This window comes from Comamonas koreensis, assembly GCF_014076495.1.
In the GTDB taxonomy this organism is placed as follows: domain Bacteria; phylum Pseudomonadota; class Gammaproteobacteria; order Burkholderiales; family Burkholderiaceae_C; genus Comamonas; species Comamonas squillarum.
Genome location: NZ_CP043575.1, coordinates 4,428,690 through 4,444,457, shown reverse-complemented (window position 1 = coordinate 4,444,457; position 15,768 = coordinate 4,428,690). Strand labels below are relative to the sequence as shown.

15 protein-coding genes and 1 tRNA gene are annotated in these 15,768 nt (G+C 60.1%); 14 read left to right on the top strand and 2 right to left on the bottom strand.

Translation table 11 applies throughout. The features are described 5' to 3' along the window. Window position 1 precedes the first annotated feature (1 nt). The 9 genes from F0Q04_RS20305 (at window position 2) to F0Q04_RS20265 (ending at window position 8,288) form a co-directional block, all read left to right on the top strand. Window positions 2–982, top strand: coding sequence for a beta-ketoacyl-ACP synthase III (locus F0Q04_RS20305; protein ID WP_182343195.1), 981 nt, complete (start codon window positions 2–4; stop codon window positions 980–982). Window positions 983–1,046: 64 nt separating this feature from the next. After that, a complete protein-coding gene (gene fabD / locus F0Q04_RS20300; RefSeq protein ID WP_116927550.1) occupies window positions 1,047–1,991 on the top strand; it encodes an ACP S-malonyltransferase in 945 nt (314 codons plus the stop codon). Then, a complete protein-coding gene (gene fabG / locus F0Q04_RS20295) occupies window positions 1,988–2,734 on the top strand; it encodes a 3-oxoacyl-ACP reductase FabG (protein WP_116927551.1) in 747 nt (248 codons plus the stop codon). The genes fabD and fabG overlap by 4 nt, the downstream gene beginning before the upstream one ends. Before the next feature lie 105 nt (window positions 2,735–2,839). Continuing rightward, complete coding sequence (gene acpP, locus F0Q04_RS20290; RefSeq protein WP_021027954.1) at window positions 2,840–3,079, top strand: acyl carrier protein; 240 nt, start codon at window positions 2,840–2,842, stop codon at window positions 3,077–3,079. 84 nt (window positions 3,080–3,163) lie between these two features. Then, complete coding sequence (gene fabF / locus F0Q04_RS20285; RefSeq protein WP_021027955.1) at window positions 3,164–4,408, top strand: beta-ketoacyl-ACP synthase II; 1,245 nt, start codon at window positions 3,164–3,166, stop codon at window positions 4,406–4,408. Between the two features lie 214 nt (window positions 4,409–4,622). Next, window positions 4,623–5,081, top strand: coding sequence for a hypothetical protein (locus tag F0Q04_RS20280; RefSeq protein WP_182343193.1), 459 nt, complete (start codon window positions 4,623–4,625; stop codon window positions 5,079–5,081). Window positions 5,082–5,142: 61 nt separating this feature from the next. Next, the gene (rpoE, locus tag F0Q04_RS20275; RefSeq protein WP_182343191.1) at window positions 5,143–5,778 is read left to right on the top strand and encodes an RNA polymerase sigma factor RpoE; all 636 of its coding nucleotides are present in this window, start codon (window positions 5,143–5,145) and stop codon (window positions 5,776–5,778) included. Between the two features lie 56 nt (window positions 5,779–5,834). Next, window positions 5,835–6,596 (top strand): sigma-E factor negative regulatory protein, encoded by a 762-nt coding sequence (locus F0Q04_RS20270; protein WP_182343189.1) that lies wholly within the window; start codon window positions 5,835–5,837, stop codon window positions 6,594–6,596. Window positions 6,597–6,815: 219 nt separating this feature from the next. Continuing rightward, window positions 6,816–8,288 carry a DegQ family serine endoprotease gene (locus F0Q04_RS20265; RefSeq protein WP_116927555.1) on the top strand — a complete coding sequence of 491 codons (1,473 nt, stop codon included), beginning with the start codon at window positions 6,816–6,818 and terminating at the stop codon, window positions 8,286–8,288. A 158-nt stretch (window positions 8,289–8,446) separates the two neighbouring features. On the opposite strand, the gene F0Q04_RS20260 is transcribed toward F0Q04_RS20265, so the two are convergent. Next, window positions 8,447–8,523 (bottom strand) — tRNA-Arg (locus F0Q04_RS20260). A 532-nt stretch (window positions 8,524–9,055) separates the two neighbouring features. Between F0Q04_RS20260 and F0Q04_RS20255 the strand changes: the two genes are divergently transcribed. The 4 genes from F0Q04_RS20255 to F0Q04_RS20240 all read left to right on the top strand — a co-directional run bounded on the left by F0Q04_RS20255 (window position 9,056) and on the right by F0Q04_RS20240 (window position 14,179). Then, window positions 9,056–9,199: a hypothetical protein gene (locus F0Q04_RS20255; protein ID WP_165841243.1), complete on the top strand. Its 144-nt coding sequence runs from the start codon at window positions 9,056–9,058 to the stop codon at window positions 9,197–9,199. 221 nt (window positions 9,200–9,420) lie between these two features. Next, a complete protein-coding gene (locus F0Q04_RS20250; protein WP_182343187.1) occupies window positions 9,421–10,368 on the top strand; it encodes a hypothetical protein in 948 nt (315 codons plus the stop codon). 431 nt (window positions 10,369–10,799) lie between these two features. Beyond that, on the top strand, window positions 10,800–11,321 hold the full coding sequence (locus F0Q04_RS20245) for a hypothetical protein (protein ID WP_182343184.1): 522 nt from the start codon (window positions 10,800–10,802) through the stop codon (window positions 11,319–11,321). A 737-nt stretch (window positions 11,322–12,058) separates the two neighbouring features. Continuing rightward, a complete protein-coding gene (locus F0Q04_RS20240) occupies window positions 12,059–14,179 on the top strand; it encodes a hypothetical protein (protein WP_182343182.1) in 2,121 nt (706 codons plus the stop codon). 195 nt (window positions 14,180–14,374) lie between these two features. Here the strand turns inward: F0Q04_RS20240 and F0Q04_RS20235 are convergent, their stop codons facing one another. Then, window positions 14,375–14,893, bottom strand: coding sequence for a MarR family winged helix-turn-helix transcriptional regulator (locus F0Q04_RS20235; protein WP_116927119.1), 519 nt, complete (start codon window positions 14,891–14,893; stop codon window positions 14,375–14,377). An 81-nt stretch (window positions 14,894–14,974) separates the two neighbouring features. Here F0Q04_RS20235 and F0Q04_RS20230 point away from each other — a divergent pair, with 81 nt between their 5' ends. After that, complete coding sequence (locus F0Q04_RS20230) at window positions 14,975–15,739, top strand: glucose 1-dehydrogenase (RefSeq protein ID WP_182343181.1); 765 nt, start codon at window positions 14,975–14,977, stop codon at window positions 15,737–15,739. Window positions 15,740–15,768 lie beyond the last annotated feature (29 nt).

Sequence of the window (15,768 nt, the reverse complement as noted above, 5' to 3'; positions counted from 1 at the left end):
GATGAGTATTTATTCCCGCATTATCGGCACTGGCAGCTATTTGCCGCCACGTCGTGTCACCAATGATGAGTTGGCCGCTGAGATGGCCACGCGCGGTCTGGAAACCTCCGACGAGTGGATTGTGGAGCGCACCGGTATCAAGGCGCGCCATTTTGCAGCGCCCGATGTCGTAGCCAGCGATCTGGCGCTGGAGGCGTCGAAGAACGCGCTCCAGGCCGCCAGTATCCAGGCCAGCGATATCGACCTGATCATTGTCGCGACCTCGACGCCGGACATGGTGTTCCCCTCGACCGCCGCGATCCTGCAGCACAAGCTGGGCATTGCCAATGGCTGCCCGGTGTTTGACATGCAGGCGGTGTGCAGCGGTTTTGTCTACGCACTGACGGTGGCGGACTCGATGATCAAGTCCGGCAGCGCCAAGCGCGTGCTGGTGGTGGGTGCCGAGGTGTTCAGCCGCATTCTCGACTTCAATGACCGCACGACCTGCGTGCTGTTTGGCGATGGCGCCGGCGCTGTGGTGCTGGAAGCGTCTGACAAGCCCGGCATCCTGGCCACCGAGCTGCATGCCGATGGCAGCCATGTCGACATTCTGTGCGTGCCGGGCAATGTCTCGGGTGGCCAGGTGATTGGCTCGCCGCTGCTGCGCATGGATGGCCAGGCGGTGTTCAAGCTCGCCGTCGGTGTGCTGGACAAGGCCGCACGCGCCGCGCTCGAAAAGGCCAAGATGCAGGAAGCCGATATCGATTGGCTGATTCCGCACCAGGCCAACCTGCGCATCATGATGAGCACGGCGCGCAAGCTCAAGCTCGCGCCGGAGAAGGTGGTCGTTACCGTCGACCAGCATGGCAACACCTCGGCGGCCTCGATCCCGCTGGCGCTAGACCACGCCGTGCGCAGCGGCCAGGTCAAGCCCGGGCAGAATGTGATGCTCGAAGGCGTGGGCGGTGGCTTCACCTGGGGTGCCGTGCTGCTGACGATGTAGCATGGCTCGGCGTTGCCGAGACCGCTGTCATCCGCTGATTGATAAAAACTGATTGAACCGAGACATGAGCGCTTTTGCATTTGTATTTCCGGGCCAAGGCTCGCAGTCTGTGGGCATGCTCGATGCCTGGGGTGGCCACCCCGCAGTGGTTCAGGCGCTGCAAGAGGCTTCGGATGCGCTGGGTGAAGACCTGGGCGCGCTGATCCAGAACGGCCCCAAAGAAACGCTGGCGCTGACCGCCAATACCCAACCGGTGATGCTGGTCGCTGGCGTGGCCGCATGGCGTGTCTGGCAAGCCGAAGGCGGCCCCATGCCGATAGCGGTTGCAGGCCACTCGCTGGGCGAGTATTCCGCGCTGGTGGCTGCCGGTGTGCTGACCCTGAGCCAGGCCGCGCCGCTGGTGCGCCTGCGGGGTGCTGCCATGCAAGAGGCCGTGCCTGTGGGTGCTGGCGCCATGGCGGCAGTGCTGGGCCTGGATGCGGACAAGGTCAAGGCCGTGTGCGCCCAGGTGACGGCCCAGCTGGGCGGCGCCGAAGTGGTCGAGGCAGTGAACTTCAACGACCCTGGCCAGACGGTTATCGCCGGCTCCAAGGCTGCGGTGGAAGCGGCCAGCCTGGCCGTGAAGGAAGCCGGTGCCAAGCGCGCGCTGCCGCTGCCCGTGTCTGCGCCTTTCCATTCCAGCCTGATGAAGCCCGCCGCTGAAAAGCTCAAGCTGGCACTGGCAGAGCTGCAACTGGCCGCGCCCCAGATTCCGGTGCTCAACAACATCGATGTGGCGATGCCTACCGATGCCGATGCGATCCGTGATGCGCTCTACCGCCAGGCCTTTGGCCCCGTGCGCTGGGTGGAGTGCGTGCAGCGCCTGCGTGCGCTGGGCGCGACCCACCTGGTCGAGTGCGGCCCGGGCAAGGTGCTCACCGGCATGACCAAGCGCATCGACCCTGAACTCGTCGGTGTGGCTCTGTATGACCCCGCCACTTTGCAAGAAACCAAAGAAGCCATCGCATGACTGAAACCACTTCAACAGCCAAAGTCGCCCTGGTTACCGGCGCATCGCGCGGTATTGGCGCAGCCATTGCCCAGGCGCTCGGCGCTGCCGGCTACCAAGTGATCGGCACGGCAACGACCGAAGACGGCGCTGCCAAGATCTCGCAAGCGCTGTCGGCCTTTGCCGGCTCGCGTGGTGTGGCGCTGGATGTGAACAATGGCGCCGCCGTCGAAGCGCTGATCGACAGCCTGGTCAAGACCCAGGGCGGCTTGCATGTGCTGGTCAACAACGCCGGCATCACCCGCGACACGCTGGCCATGCGCATGAAGGACGAGGACTGGGATGCCGTGCTGGGCACCAATCTGAAGGCCGTGTTCGGCGCCAGCCGCGCTGCCATCCGTCCGATGATGAAGCAGCGTTTTGGCCGTATCATCAGCATCACCAGTGTGGTGGGTGCATCGGGCAATGCCGGTCAGGCCAACTACGCGGCCGCCAAGGCGGGTGTGGCAGGTATGACGCGCTCGCTGGCCAAGGAGTTGGGCAGCCGTGGCATCACGGTCAACTGCGTGGCGCCTGGTTTTATCGAGACCGATATGACGGCCCAGTTGCCCGAAGAGCAGAAGAAAGCACTGCAGTCGCAGATTGCCTTGGGCAAGCTGGGACAGCCGCAAGACATTGCCAACGCTGTGGTCTATTTGGCCTCAGATGGCGCCGGTTATGTGACCGGGCAGGAGTTGCATGTCAATGGCGGCATGTATATGTAGATTTGACGAAAGTTGAATGCCGTTTCCTCGCGACGGCAAGTTGCACTCAGGTATTGCTGAAGCAGCTAGAATCGCGGGTTCATTCACAACCCCCAGAGGGAAACCATGAGCGATATCGAAGCACGTGTCAAGAAAATCATCGCCGAGCAACTCGGCGTGGAAGAGTCTCAAGTAACGAACGAAAAGGCTTTTGTAGCCGACCTGGGCGCTGACTCGCTGGACACCGTGGAACTGGTGATGGCTTTGGAAGATGAGTTCGAGATCGAGATCCCTGACGAAGACGCAGAGAAGATCACGACGGTGCAGAACGCCATCGACTACGCCAACAGCCACCAAAAGGCTTAATTGATTGCGCATGCACTTGGCGCCCTTGTGGCGCAAGTGTCTTGCTGCCAATCTTCCGAGAGATCAACAAGAAAGTTGTAACGCATGAGTCGCCGTCGCGTCGTCGTGACTGGTCTGGGTTGCATCAGCCCCGTGGGTAACACGGTTGCTGAAGCCTGGTCCAACATTTTGGCCGGTCAATCCGGCATTGACCTCATTACCAAGTTCGACACCACGGATTTCAGCTGCAAGATTGCAGGTGAGGTCAAGGGCTTCGACCTTGAGTCCTATATGAGTGCCAAGGAAGCACGCACGATGGACTCCTTCATTCATTACGGCATTGCCGCTGCCCAAGAGGCAGTGAAAGACGCCGGCCTGCCTTTGGGCGAGGCACTGGATGAAGAGCTCGCAACTCGTATTGGCTGTGTGATTGGTTCGGGTATCGGTGGTCTGCCACTGATTGAGAACACGCACGGTGAATATGAGCGCCGTGGTGCGCGTCGCATCACGCCTTTCTTTGTTCCCGCGTCCATCATCAATATGGTCGCAGGTCATGTATCGATGCGTTTTGGCTTCAAGGGCCCGAACCTGTCGGTGGTGACTGCTTGCACGACAGGTTTGCACTGCATTGGTGAAGCCGGTCGCATGATCGAGTACGGCGATGCCGACGTCATGATTGCAGGTGGTACCGAAGCAACTGTTTCTCCATTGGGTGTGGGGGGGTTCGCAGCGATGCGCGCGCTGTCCACACGCAATGACGATCCCAAGGCGGCATCGCGCCCCTGGGACAAGGGCCGTGACGGCTTTGTGCTGGGTGAGGGTGCCGGTATCGTGGTGCTCGAAGAGTACGAACACGCCAAGGCCCGTGGTGCCAAGATCTATGCCGAGTTGCTGGGTTACGGCATGAGCGCTGACGCCGGTCACATGACCGCGCCCAATATGGACGGCCCGCGCCGCGCCATGCTGGCTGCTCTGCGCAATGCAGGTGTCAACGCCGACCAGGTGGACTACCTCAATGCCCACGGCACCTCCACGCCGCTGGGTGACCTCAATGAGACCAATGCCATCAAGGCAGCCATGGGCGAGCATGCCAAGAAGCTGGTGGTCAGCTCGACCAAGTCCATGACCGGCCATTTGCTCGGTGGTGCTGGCGGTCTGGAGAGCGTCTTTACCGTGATGGCCTTGAAGGACCAGAAGATTCCTCCGACCATCAATCTGGTGGACCAGGATCCGGAATGCGATCTGGACTACTGCGCCAACACCGCGCGCGATGCCAAGCTGGACATCGCCGTCAAGAACAACTTTGGTTTTGGCGGTACCAACGGCACCCTGGTGTTCAAACGCGTTTGATGGTGGTTGGCGCCTGGTGCGTCACACCAGCCACGCTGGGATAAGGCCTCTGTGACAGAGGCCTTTGTTGTTTTTGCGCTGCTTCGGTCAGCACGGTGTTGGCGCTTCAACACGGGGTTTGCCCTGCGGGATCGCTGATGGGTGCACTGCAGAATGGGGTGATGCCTCTGTCAATAGCCGCCCAGCCATGCCCCACCATCGCCCAACTGCCTTGATGGCCTTGCAGTCCTTTGCGCTGGTGAGCCCAAGCCGCGTCCGCCTGCTGTTGGCCGGCTGGGTCTGCCTGGTCGCGCTTCTGTGCCTGGCCTGGATGCATGCAGCAGCTCCTACGGCCTTGCCGCGCGCCTTGGCAGTGGCGGTAATGGCATTGGCGGTAGGGCTGGTCTGGCGCATGCCGCTGTGGCCGCAGGGAACTTGTTTGCACTGGACTGGCTCTCAGTGGTGCCTTGGGCCAGCCCCGTTGGCGCTGGAGCAGCGCCAGGAACTGGGGCCACTGACCGTGCTGATGGATGGGCAATCCTGGATATTGCTGCAGGCCCAGGGGTTGCCAAGCCGGTGCCCCAGTCAGTGGCTGCTTGTGGCGAGAGCCGCTAATCCAGAGCGCTGGCCGGATATTCGTCGGGTTTTATACTCGTCGCTTGCCGCTGAACCGCAGAACATCCATCAGGTGTAAGCCTACAGCTGAACAACCACAACAATAGCTGCAAGCTTGTAGCGCCAAGAGGGCCTCTTTTATGACGGGAACGCCAACGGCCAGTACCCCGAATGCAAATGACAGCGATCTGCACCTGGTGCAGCGCACGGTGGCAGGAGATCAAAAAGCCTATGGCCTGCTGGTGCTCAAGTACCAGCGCCGCATCGAGCGCCTGATCGGGCGCATGGTGCGCGATGTGGATCTGGTGCCCGATCTGGCCCAGGAAACCTTTTTGCGCGCCTACCGCGCGCTGCCGCAGTTCCGGGGTGATGCGCAGTTCTACACCTGGCTGTACCGAATTGCCGTCAATACCGCCAAGAAGGCGATGGTCGAGCTCAGCCGCAACCCGGTGATGACCGAGAGCGCGCTGCGCGGAAAAGACGATGACGATGAAACTTATGTGCCCGGGCGCGAACTAACGACCGATGAGACGCCTGAAACGGTGATTGCCGCCCAGGAAATTGCCCAGGCGGTGAACACGGCGATGGACGCGTTGCCCGAGGACCTGCGACAGGCCATCGTGCTGCGTGAGATTGAAGGCATGTCTTATGAAGACATTGCCGCTGCGATGGATTGCCCCATCGGTACGGTACGGTCGCGTATTTTCCGCGCCCGCGAGGCGATTTCCGCCAAGGTAAAGCCCATGCTTGAACGCCAGTCTGGCAAGCGTTGGTAGCTGATATGAGTGTGATGACTGGCTGCAAGGGCCTGGGGCCCGCTAGGAATATGGCTATGAATCTCGAAAACCAAGCATCGAACATGAGCATGCAGGCGGCCTGTGAGCAGTTGTCCGCCTGGGTCGATGGTGAGCTGGACGACCAGGCGCTCGGCCAGCTGCTGGCCGAGCTGCCGGAGTTGGCCCAGGACGAGGCCTGCTACGCCTCGGTGCAGTCCTACCAGGTCATTGGCGATCTGATGCGCTCGGCGCACACACCGTGCTCCGACAGCCTGGCATTCCTGGATGCGCTCAATGCCAAGATTGCACTGGAGCCGCCGTTGGCCGACCAGGGCCAGCCCGTGCCTGGTGCTGTCGCCGTGCCGGCGGTGGCCGCTGCCGCTGTGCAGACCGTCCAGCCAGCCGCGCAGGATGCTGCGAACCATTCGGTCTTCCGCTGGAAGATGGTGGCTGGCTTTGCTACCGTGGCCGCTGTGGCGATGGTCGGCTGGAACAGCATCGGTTTGCTCTCGGGTGGCGCAGGCAATGAGGCTCGCCAGCAGATGGCAGCAGCTGCTGCGCCGCAGGTGGTTGCCTCGGCTGCGTCACCAAGGTCTGCCGCGTCCAATGCCCAAGGCCTGGTGCAGCAGCAGGTCACGGTGGGCCAGAACTCCAGCATCATGCTGCGCGATCCGCGCCTGGATGAGCTGCTGGCGGCACGCGGGCAGATTGGCGGCACCGCCAACCTGCAAATGCCAGCGGGCTTCTTGCGCAATGCCACTTTCAATGCCGAAAAGCGCAGCGATGGCTGCCCCGACAAGGCTTCACGTTTGTGCTGATGATGCGCTGAACCCCTCAAATAACACCTGCATGGCAGGTGTTTTTTTATGCCTTTCGCGCGCAAAGGCTTGAAACCTGGGTTTTGCTGCCTATCTGATGGTGATGCACGCTTGGAACCTTGAGGCCTATTGCCCCTCCAATTGCGGCAGGGCACCACGAGCGACGCGATTGAATCACTGCGTATACGGTGCCGCCATATTGTCAAATTGAGGAGTGATATGTCTCTAAAGCGTTGGAAGCCTTTTCAGATCAGTGCACTGGCGGCCATCCTGTCCGTCAGCAGCGCGATGATGCTGCCGGCAGCGGCCCAGACCCCTGCACCTGCTGTGGTGCGTGGCCTGCCCGATTTCACCGACCTGGTCGACCAGGTGGGCCCATCGGTGGTCAATATCCGCACGATGGAGAAGGTGTCCAACCGCCAAAGCCAAAGCGGCCTCGATCCGGAGATGCTGGAGTTCTTCAAGCGCTTTGGCTTGCCGGTGCCCAGCATCCCCAAGCAGCAACGCCCCCAGCGCCCCGGCGCCGATGGCGATGAGGTGCCCAGCGGCCTGGGTTCGGGTTTTATCCTGACGGCCGACGGCTATGTGATGACCAACGCGCATGTGGTGGATGGTGCCGATGAAGTGATCGTGACGCTGACCGACAAGCGCGAGTTCAAGGCCAAGATCGTGGGCGCCGACAAGCGCACCGATGTGGCTGTGGTGAAGATCGATGCCACCGGCTTGCCCGCCGTCAAGATTGGCGACGTGAACCGCCTGCGCGTGGGCGAGTGGGTGATGGCGATCGGCTCGCCCTTTGGCCTGGAAAACTCGGTGACCGCCGGCATTGTCTCTGCCAAGCAGCGCGACACGGGCGACTACCTGCCCTTTATCCAGACCGATGTGGCCATCAATCCCGGCAACTCGGGCGGCCCGCTGTTGAACATGCGAGGCGAGGTGGTGGGCATCAACAGCCAGATTTACTCGCGCTCGGGTGGCTTCATGGGCATCTCGTTCTCGATCCCTATCGATGAAGCGGTGCGCGTGAGCGACCAGCTGCGCGCCACCGGCCGTGTGGTGCGTGGCAAGATTGGTGTGCAAATCTCCACCGTGAGCAAGGATGTGGCTGAATCCATCGGTCTGGGCAAGGCCCAGGGCGCGATGGTAACGGGTGTGGAAAGCGGCTCGCCCGCCGAGAAGGCGGGCGTCGAAGCGGGTGACATCATCACCAAGTTCGATGGCAAGCCGCTGGAGAAGCTGGCGGATCTGCCGCGCTGGGTGGGCAACACCAAGCCAGGCTCGAAGAGCACCGTCACGGTGTTCCGCCGGGGCAAGACCTTGGACCTGCCGATCACCATCATCGAAATTCCGTCGGATGCTGCTGCAGACGCTGCTGCCACCAGTAAGGAGCCAGAGAAGTCCAAGCCTTCCACTGCTGCCCAGCAACTGGGTCTGGTGGTCACGGATCTGACCGATGCGCAGCGCAAGTCCATGCACCTCAAGGGTGGAGTGCAGATTGTGTCGGCCGATGAAGCCGCTGCCCGTGCTGGTCTCAAGCAAGGTGATGTGATCCTGGGCATTGCCAACACCGAGATCAATGACGTCAAGCAGTTCGACGCTGCCGTGGCCAAGGCCGACAAGTCCAAGCCCGTCAACGTGCTGTTCCGCCGTGGTGAGTGGACGCAATATGTGCTGATCCGCCCGACGAAGTAAGTCACTGCGCGCTTTGTCGCTGTGCTGACCACAAGCCGGTTTCCGCCATGGAAATCGGCTTTTTTCATGGATGGGTGTGAAAGAGCCAGGCACTGCCCAATACCCAATACCCAGCAACGAAAAAGCCTCAGAGCATTGCTACTCTGAGGCTTTACGTTTGGTGCGGCTGGCAGGAATCGAACCCACGACCCCTTGGTTCGTAGCCAAGTACTCTATCCAGCTGAGCTACAGCCGCTAAGCGGTCGATTATAGCACGCAATTTTTGATCACTGCCATCTTTCTGATGTGCTGGCAGCAAGCACGGTGGTCGAGAGGCACTTGCTGCATCCGGATCTGGAGGTGCTGCGCCCATTATTGCGGCACCAGAGGTGAGGCCAGCAGCCTGCAGCGCCCACGGCAGCCGTAGTAGATATTCACTAATTTTGGGGATTGACCGTTGGCAGGCACAGTCCGATAGTTAGCGACATTGTTAATTTCTGTATATGGCTGCTGATATGAGGTGGTGCAGGTGTTTGGTTCTAGGCTGGTGGATGGCATCGGGCTGCATGCTCACGCATGCCGTGCCCACGGCTGCCTCATCCGGAGACCTGTCGGCAGCCCACAACCTGGGGTCACAGCACACAGGGGCAGATAGCCAAGGGCTCTACGCAGGACGGCGGGCCAGCGCATGGGCACAAGGGGTGGCGGTGCCCAGCCCTGACATGCAGGCTGCCGCCACGGCGCTTGCGCCAGACGATGGCACGGTTTTCCACCGTGTGCGACACAGCATGGAGGCCGTGACCGAGCAGGCGTCTGGTGTCCTGTCTCGGCCCGCTCCCAAGCTGGGTGGGCTGCTACTGGTGTTGTTGACGGTCTTCGCACTGGTGCTGGGATTTTTAAGCCTGCGCTGGCACCGTGAAACGGCGGAATGACCGCATGCTCCGTGCTGACACAGTCGCCTCTGGCCCCTCCACGCATTCCCAAAAAACATCATTGCGATAGAAATAAATAATAAAATGCTGGGCTTGTTTACATCTAGAAGCAACAATGCGTTCCAACGTTTGAAGTGACTATGAAGCTGTTGTTTCGCATTTTTTCAGTAGGCGCGGTCTGGTTTTGGGCATGCTTATGGGCACCGGGCGCGAGCGCTGCCGTGGTTGCCGCAGCGGATGTGGTGCCGGAGGCGACATTCCAATGGGGCAGCAGCGGCCCCGACCAGTGGGGGCAGGTGGGGCAGACCAGTGCAGGCCTGGCCTGGGTCACCACCGACTTTCCCAACAGCGGCAATGGCTCGCTGCGCCTTGACTTGCATGTCACCTCATCCAAGGCCGGGCTCGCTTACTACCCTGCTGCCACCTTCGGCAAGCTGTCGGAGCTGACCACCGTCTCCTACCAATGGCTGGTGCACAGCACCGATGTGGTCGACCAGGCGCCCGTGCTGCGGCTGTACCTGCGCAATGCGCAAGGGGTGCATACGCAGACCCTGGTCTACACCCCGGACATCGCCGGCGTGCACGGTGTGGGCCTCAACCAGTGGACCACCGCCGATATGCTCCACGGCATCGTTTGGCAAGGGCGCAGTGCGGCGCAAGGTGGCTTTGATCCCAACATACGACGGCCATTTTCGGACTTCCAGGCCGACCCGCGCTTTGCCGACATGGTGGTCTTTGCCGTCGAGGGTGGCGCCGGCAATGGATCCAGCGGCTTTGTGGGCGCCATCGACAATATCGAAGTGGTCGGGCCGCTGGCCTCGGTATCGGCCAACTTCGAAGTGGTGCCGCCTACGGCCTCCATACTGTGCGACAAGACGCAGCTGTTGGATTCCGACGGGCAAACTGCTAGCTGCACCCTGAGATTGAGCCGGCCTGCGCAGGCTGCGCTGACCATTGTGCTGAGCACCTCCGGGGACACGGCGCGCTACAGTGGTTGCGCCGGTCCGCTGGAGATTGCAGAGGGCGCCAGCACGGCGAGCTGCACGGTCACGGCCATCGCCAATACCGTGGGAGGCGATGGCCAGGTCAGCGTGTCGGTCGCCATCGTGCCAGCGGCCAACCCTGGCGGCTACAGCTTGCTGGCGGGCACATCGGTGGCTTCCATTTAGATTGCCGATGAAGACGGGGAGGCTGCTGCGCCGGTCGGCGCAACCTCAATACCTGTTCCAGTGCTCTCGCACGGAATGTTTGCGACGCTATCGCTTGGCTTGTTGGCTTGCGGTGCCATGCTCATTCGACGCACTGGCAAGCCTTGACGAGAGGTGGGGTATCTTGTTCTCGTCAGATTTCTCGTTTTTGGCTGACGACCAATTCCACCGTAATAGGACACTTGTGCTGTATTGCCAAGGGAGCTTTCTTTCTCTGATTAGCCCCCCCTCATTGCTTAAGCGAAAGGCTGTGTTTACATTCGTTTGCCCAGTCAAGGGCCGGTGTACTTTTTCAATAGGGCTCAGGCGGTTATGCTATCGGCTTTATTTTTCCGATAGAAGAGGTCGCCGTGCAGAGGCTTTCAAAAATAAAGAGCGCCCATGTCGCACACATGGCGTTGATCTTGGGTTTGGCAGCATGCCTCGGTGCATGCGTGACGCGGCCCAAACCGCAATATAACTATGCTGGTGCAGCAGACGACCCGGTTTTTTTTCTGGAGTCTGACTTCGGGATAGATACCGGCTTTACCGCGCAGATCAATCCTGTCAGAAACGCCAATCTGTGCAAGAGCCGGCAGGGGGTTGCATATATGCAATCAATGGATTCTTACTACCGCGATTCAAGCCTGAAAGGTCCTTGGAAGATTGTTGCGCCTGCCGGGCAACCTGTGGTGATATCCGGTGGCTGGTTTCAGTACGCGACAACATCCACGAACACGACTTTCGGTACCAAATCGATCTCGCCGGGCAGAGGTTGTAGTGCTGAGAACAAGCTCGTTGTTGGCGAAAGGGGCAAGCAATACCGGGTTCACCTGCGCAAGAGCCCAGATGGAAGTGGCTGCACGATGGACATCACGAACCTAGATGGCTCGGTAGTGGAAGCGGAAGCCTATCCGAGATGCCGAATCCGTTGAATGCATGGCGCTCGCGCACATGCTCGGGCCCTTTGCAATGCGCTCGCCCAATAGGATGGGCTCGGATCGCTCGAACCCTTGCTGAGACCGAGGCTGGGCGTATTGCGGTGTGCCCTTGAGTGGCAAGAAAACGTGAATTGATTTTCTTGGCTCGCTCTTGGGTTTGCATCACTGCTTTTCCGATCTTCGTGGTAGTCGAAACTGGCCATTGAGGGCTGGTTTTTGCTGTGCATTGGTTGCAAGCAACGCCCTGTACGAGGTCCTATGAATACTGAATACTTTTTCAGAACGTCAGCAATGATTCGCACCGTGGGAGCAAGTTGGGGTGGTTGCAGTTTGTTGCATAAGCGTGATTCATTCTCTTCCTCAGCACGGCCTGATTCTGGTATGTCAACCGGATTTCTACGTAGAGAAACCGTCCATCCATGTTATTTGGAGGTGCTTCGACTATCGTTGGCGGCGCTGTTTGATGCGCGGGTTCTGGACGATGGAAAACCGCGGTAGCCAATGTCTGCGTGGCTTCAAGTCCTCGGTTGGATTGAATGCAACTTTAATCCACAGCAGTCAATGGACGCAGTCAAATGCTCCCCGAGCATTGTTGGCGGAGTAAATGGATTGCTCAGTATGGGCATCAGAATTTCCGGGTCCCAGTGCCAAATGCTGGATGGGTTGAAAGTATTTCATCTATAGTGTTTTGTGGAATCGCTATTTGATAGATGAATTACAAGGAGAGTGGCTTGAAATTTACCCAGAATGAATCACAGAAAAGTGGCTTGGTGCGCCTGGACGGGCTTAGTCGGCGGGTATTTCTTTCTGCACTCGGTGGGGGGGCATTGGTATTGACAGGCTGCGGCGGAGGTTCTGACTCAGAGGGCGGTGAAGTGGTGCCAGCACCTCCACCCGCTGTGCAGAAGCCCGGCATTTTTCTTCTGGCTGGTCAACTGGGCGGAGCCGGTTTGCTGGAGGGCAAAGGCGCAGAGGCGCGGTTGCCAATTCGTAATTACTTGAGTATTGCTCCCGGTGGCACTGTCTACATCCCGATCAATGGTGGTCGTCTTGCGAAGGTCGACCAGGATGCGCAGCTCAGTCTCGTTCCAGGTCCCCCTGCAGGTTCAGAATACCAAATAGCTGCAGATGCCCAAGGGCGGCTTCATGCCTTTGCTTTGGCCTGCGTTTACCGCCAAAGCGACACCGGCTGGATACCCATTGCCGGAAATCCTTCGGAGGCTGGCTACGCCGATGGCGATGGCGCGTCCGCACGGATGGGTTATGTGGCATCCCCGGTGTTGGGTGCGGACGGTAGTTTGTACTTTATCGACAAAGGAACCGTGTTTGGAATGCCGGAAGACATGATGGTTCGTAAGCTGACGAGCGGTGGTCAGATTGTTACTGTTGCGGGGCGGCAAGGTCTTCCGCTAGAGCGCAGGGATGGTCAAGGCAGCGAAGCAGGCTTTGTCGATCTCATCCAACTGCTCGGGCAACCGGACGGCAGCCTTCTGGCGCTGGATAGGAGGCATTTCCGCAGCATCACACTGGACGGTCAGGTCCACACTATGTCCAATGCCAACGAGTTGCGTACAAATGTCAGTAATCTGGTGCAGACCAGCGCCACGTCGTTCTATGCCTTGGAGGGCAGCCGCGTTGTCCAGCTGGGTTTGGACGGCTCCTTCACGCCGTTCGTGGGAATTCCGGATGCGCATCTGGACCTCTGGCACGTGAACGATGGTGTGGGCGAGGATGCGCGTTTGCAGCGCCCGTCCTCTATGGTGCAATTGCCTGATGGTGATCTGCTCATTGGCGAGGATTCCAACGCACTGCGCAGGATCAATCTGCAAACCAGAAAGGTCAGCTCCTGGGTGGGCGCCAACGTTGATAGTATTTCGGTGGATGGCCTGGGGTCCAATGCGCGCTTCACGGGCGTCATGAACGGCATGGCGGTCAATGCCAAAGGCGACATTTTCGTGCTTGAGGGCTATGGGGGCATGTACTCCAATGCTGATGCATATCGCCAAGTTGTCAGAAAAATAAGGCCCGATGGCGCTGTTACTACATTGCCCGGCAAATTATCTGACCGCGTGACGGAGATTGCCGCCGATGGGAACGACAACATCTTCTATGCCTCAGGCTGCGCCATCATGCAACTGAAGGCCGATGGCAGTCTGGCGGTATTTGCGGGCAACGTCGAAGAGAAGGGCTATGCAGACGGTTCTGCTTTGCAAGCGCGGTTTGCATCGCCTAGAGGTCTGTCGTTCGACCAGGCTGGCAACCTCTGGGTCATCGATGCACCGGCGTATGAATATGAGCGAGGCGGTGTCGCGCTTCCTAGCCCTCGAGTGCTGCGACTGTGGTATGGACAGACCTTGCGCCGTATCACCCCAGATGGCAGCGTGACCACCTATGCTGGCACGCCAGGCCAGGTATTGGAGCGGCCTTTCCCGGACTACTCGCCGGCATGGCAGCTATGGAATAGCAAGGTCGACTCGCAAGGCCGCGTCTACCTGTACAGCAGCAGCGGGCGTGCTGCGGTGTACCGCGTTGATGGGCAGGGCGCAGAACCCAGCAAGCTATGGCGAAGTGAAAGCGACGTTTCCACCTTTGACCAGATGGCCGTTTCGCCTTCCGGCCAGATCTTTGTGTCGTCAACGCAGCCGGATTTTGTCGGGGGAAGTAGTGCTATCTATGCCATGGAGCCCGGCGGTGGTCTTCGCTTGGTGGCTGGCAGCGAAGCGCTGGGTAACCTGGGTGTCCGTCTTGGAGCGCTGCCCGGCAGTCTTAACTGGGTATACGGTCTGACTGCGCTGGATGACCGCACCCTGGTTCTAGCGAGTGAGAGTGCAGTTTTGCGCGTTAATTTGTAGCAGAGTTGACGCGGTGGAGACGGGGTAAAGACCGCAAGCCAGGTATGCGCAGGCCGTGTATCGCCAACCAGGGCAACGTAGATGTATTGATTGATTTCGGCCCTGGCCTGCGTAACCGTTCTTAAGCCACTTGGTGCCGGTCAATCCTTGCAGCCATTGCCCGGCTCTGCCGGCATGCGCGGAAAAGAGCTGCGCTCAACTCTCCTCCTTGCCCGCATTCTGCTGCGCATCGATCGCCTTCATGTTGTCCAGCAGCTTGAGCAGGTAGTGCAGGGTGTGAACCATGTCATTGCTCGAGAACCCCTCGAGCGCCTGCTCGTAATAGCGGCCAATCGACTCGGCTGCATCGTGCTGCCACACCTGCTGCCCGGCTGGCGTCAATTGCACCAGACGGGAGCGTTTGTCTGCCGGGTCGGGCACGCTGTGCACATAGCCGGCGGCCTCCATGCGTGACAGCAGGCCGGTGAGGTTCTGGCGGCTCACCAACAGGTAGCGGGCCAGGTCGCCCATGCCCATGCCCTGCTCTGATTCGGGCCGCGACAGCGCGCCCATCACCGCCCACTGCTGTGTGGTCAGGCCCTGGGCTTCAACGGCCTTGGTCCCAGTTTTATGCAACATGTTGGCGCATTGGTAGAGCTTGAAATACAGACGATTGGCCAGGTCGGTGCGCAGTTGCTGCGGGTTTTCTCTAGGGTCTTTGGCGAGTTTGCTCATGATTCCGATATTGCCATGGCATGGCATTTGTGTAAATATATTGTCTAATTAAACGATGCAATGCACAAGAAAGGTGGGATCATGGCACGTTTTGATGGGCAACATGTTGTAGTAACCGGTGGGGGTGGCGGCATTGGTGGGGCTACCTGCAAACGCTTTGCCGCTGAAGGCGCCCGGGTGACCGTGCTCGACAAGCAGCTGGGCGCCGCACAGGCGGTGGCCGATGCGATTGCAGCGGCGGGCGGCCTGGCGCAGGCGCTGGCCTGTGATATCACCGACCGGGCGAGTGTCGATGCGGCCGTGCAGCAGGCCGAGCAATGGGCTGCGATTGATGTGCTCGTCAACAACGCGGGCTGGGATGTGTTCAAGCCCTTCACCAAGACCCATGAGGGCGAATGGCAGCAGCTCATTGCCATCAACCTGGTGGGTGCCCTGCACATGCACCACGCGGTGCTGCCGCACATGGCAGAGCGCAAGGCGGGGCGCATCGTCAACATCGCGTCTGACGCGGCGCGCGTGGGCTCCTCAGGCGAGGCGGTGTATGCCGCCTGCAAGGGCGGGCTGGTGGCGCTGTCCAAAACCCTGGCACGCGAGCATGCCCGCCACAACATCACCGTGAACGTGGTTTGCCCCGGCCCCACCGATACCGCCTTGTTTGCCAGCTACAAGGAGGGCGCGGGCAACCCCGACAGGCTGCTCGAGGCCTTTACCCGTGCGATCCCGCTGGGCCGCATCGGCCAGCCCGAGGACCTGCCCGGCGCAATCCTGTTCTTTGCCTCGGGCGACGCCTCCTATGTGACCGGCCAGGTCATCAGCGTATCGGGCGGCTTGACGATGGCCGGCTGAAGGCCCCCCCCAATAAATAAGGAGACTGG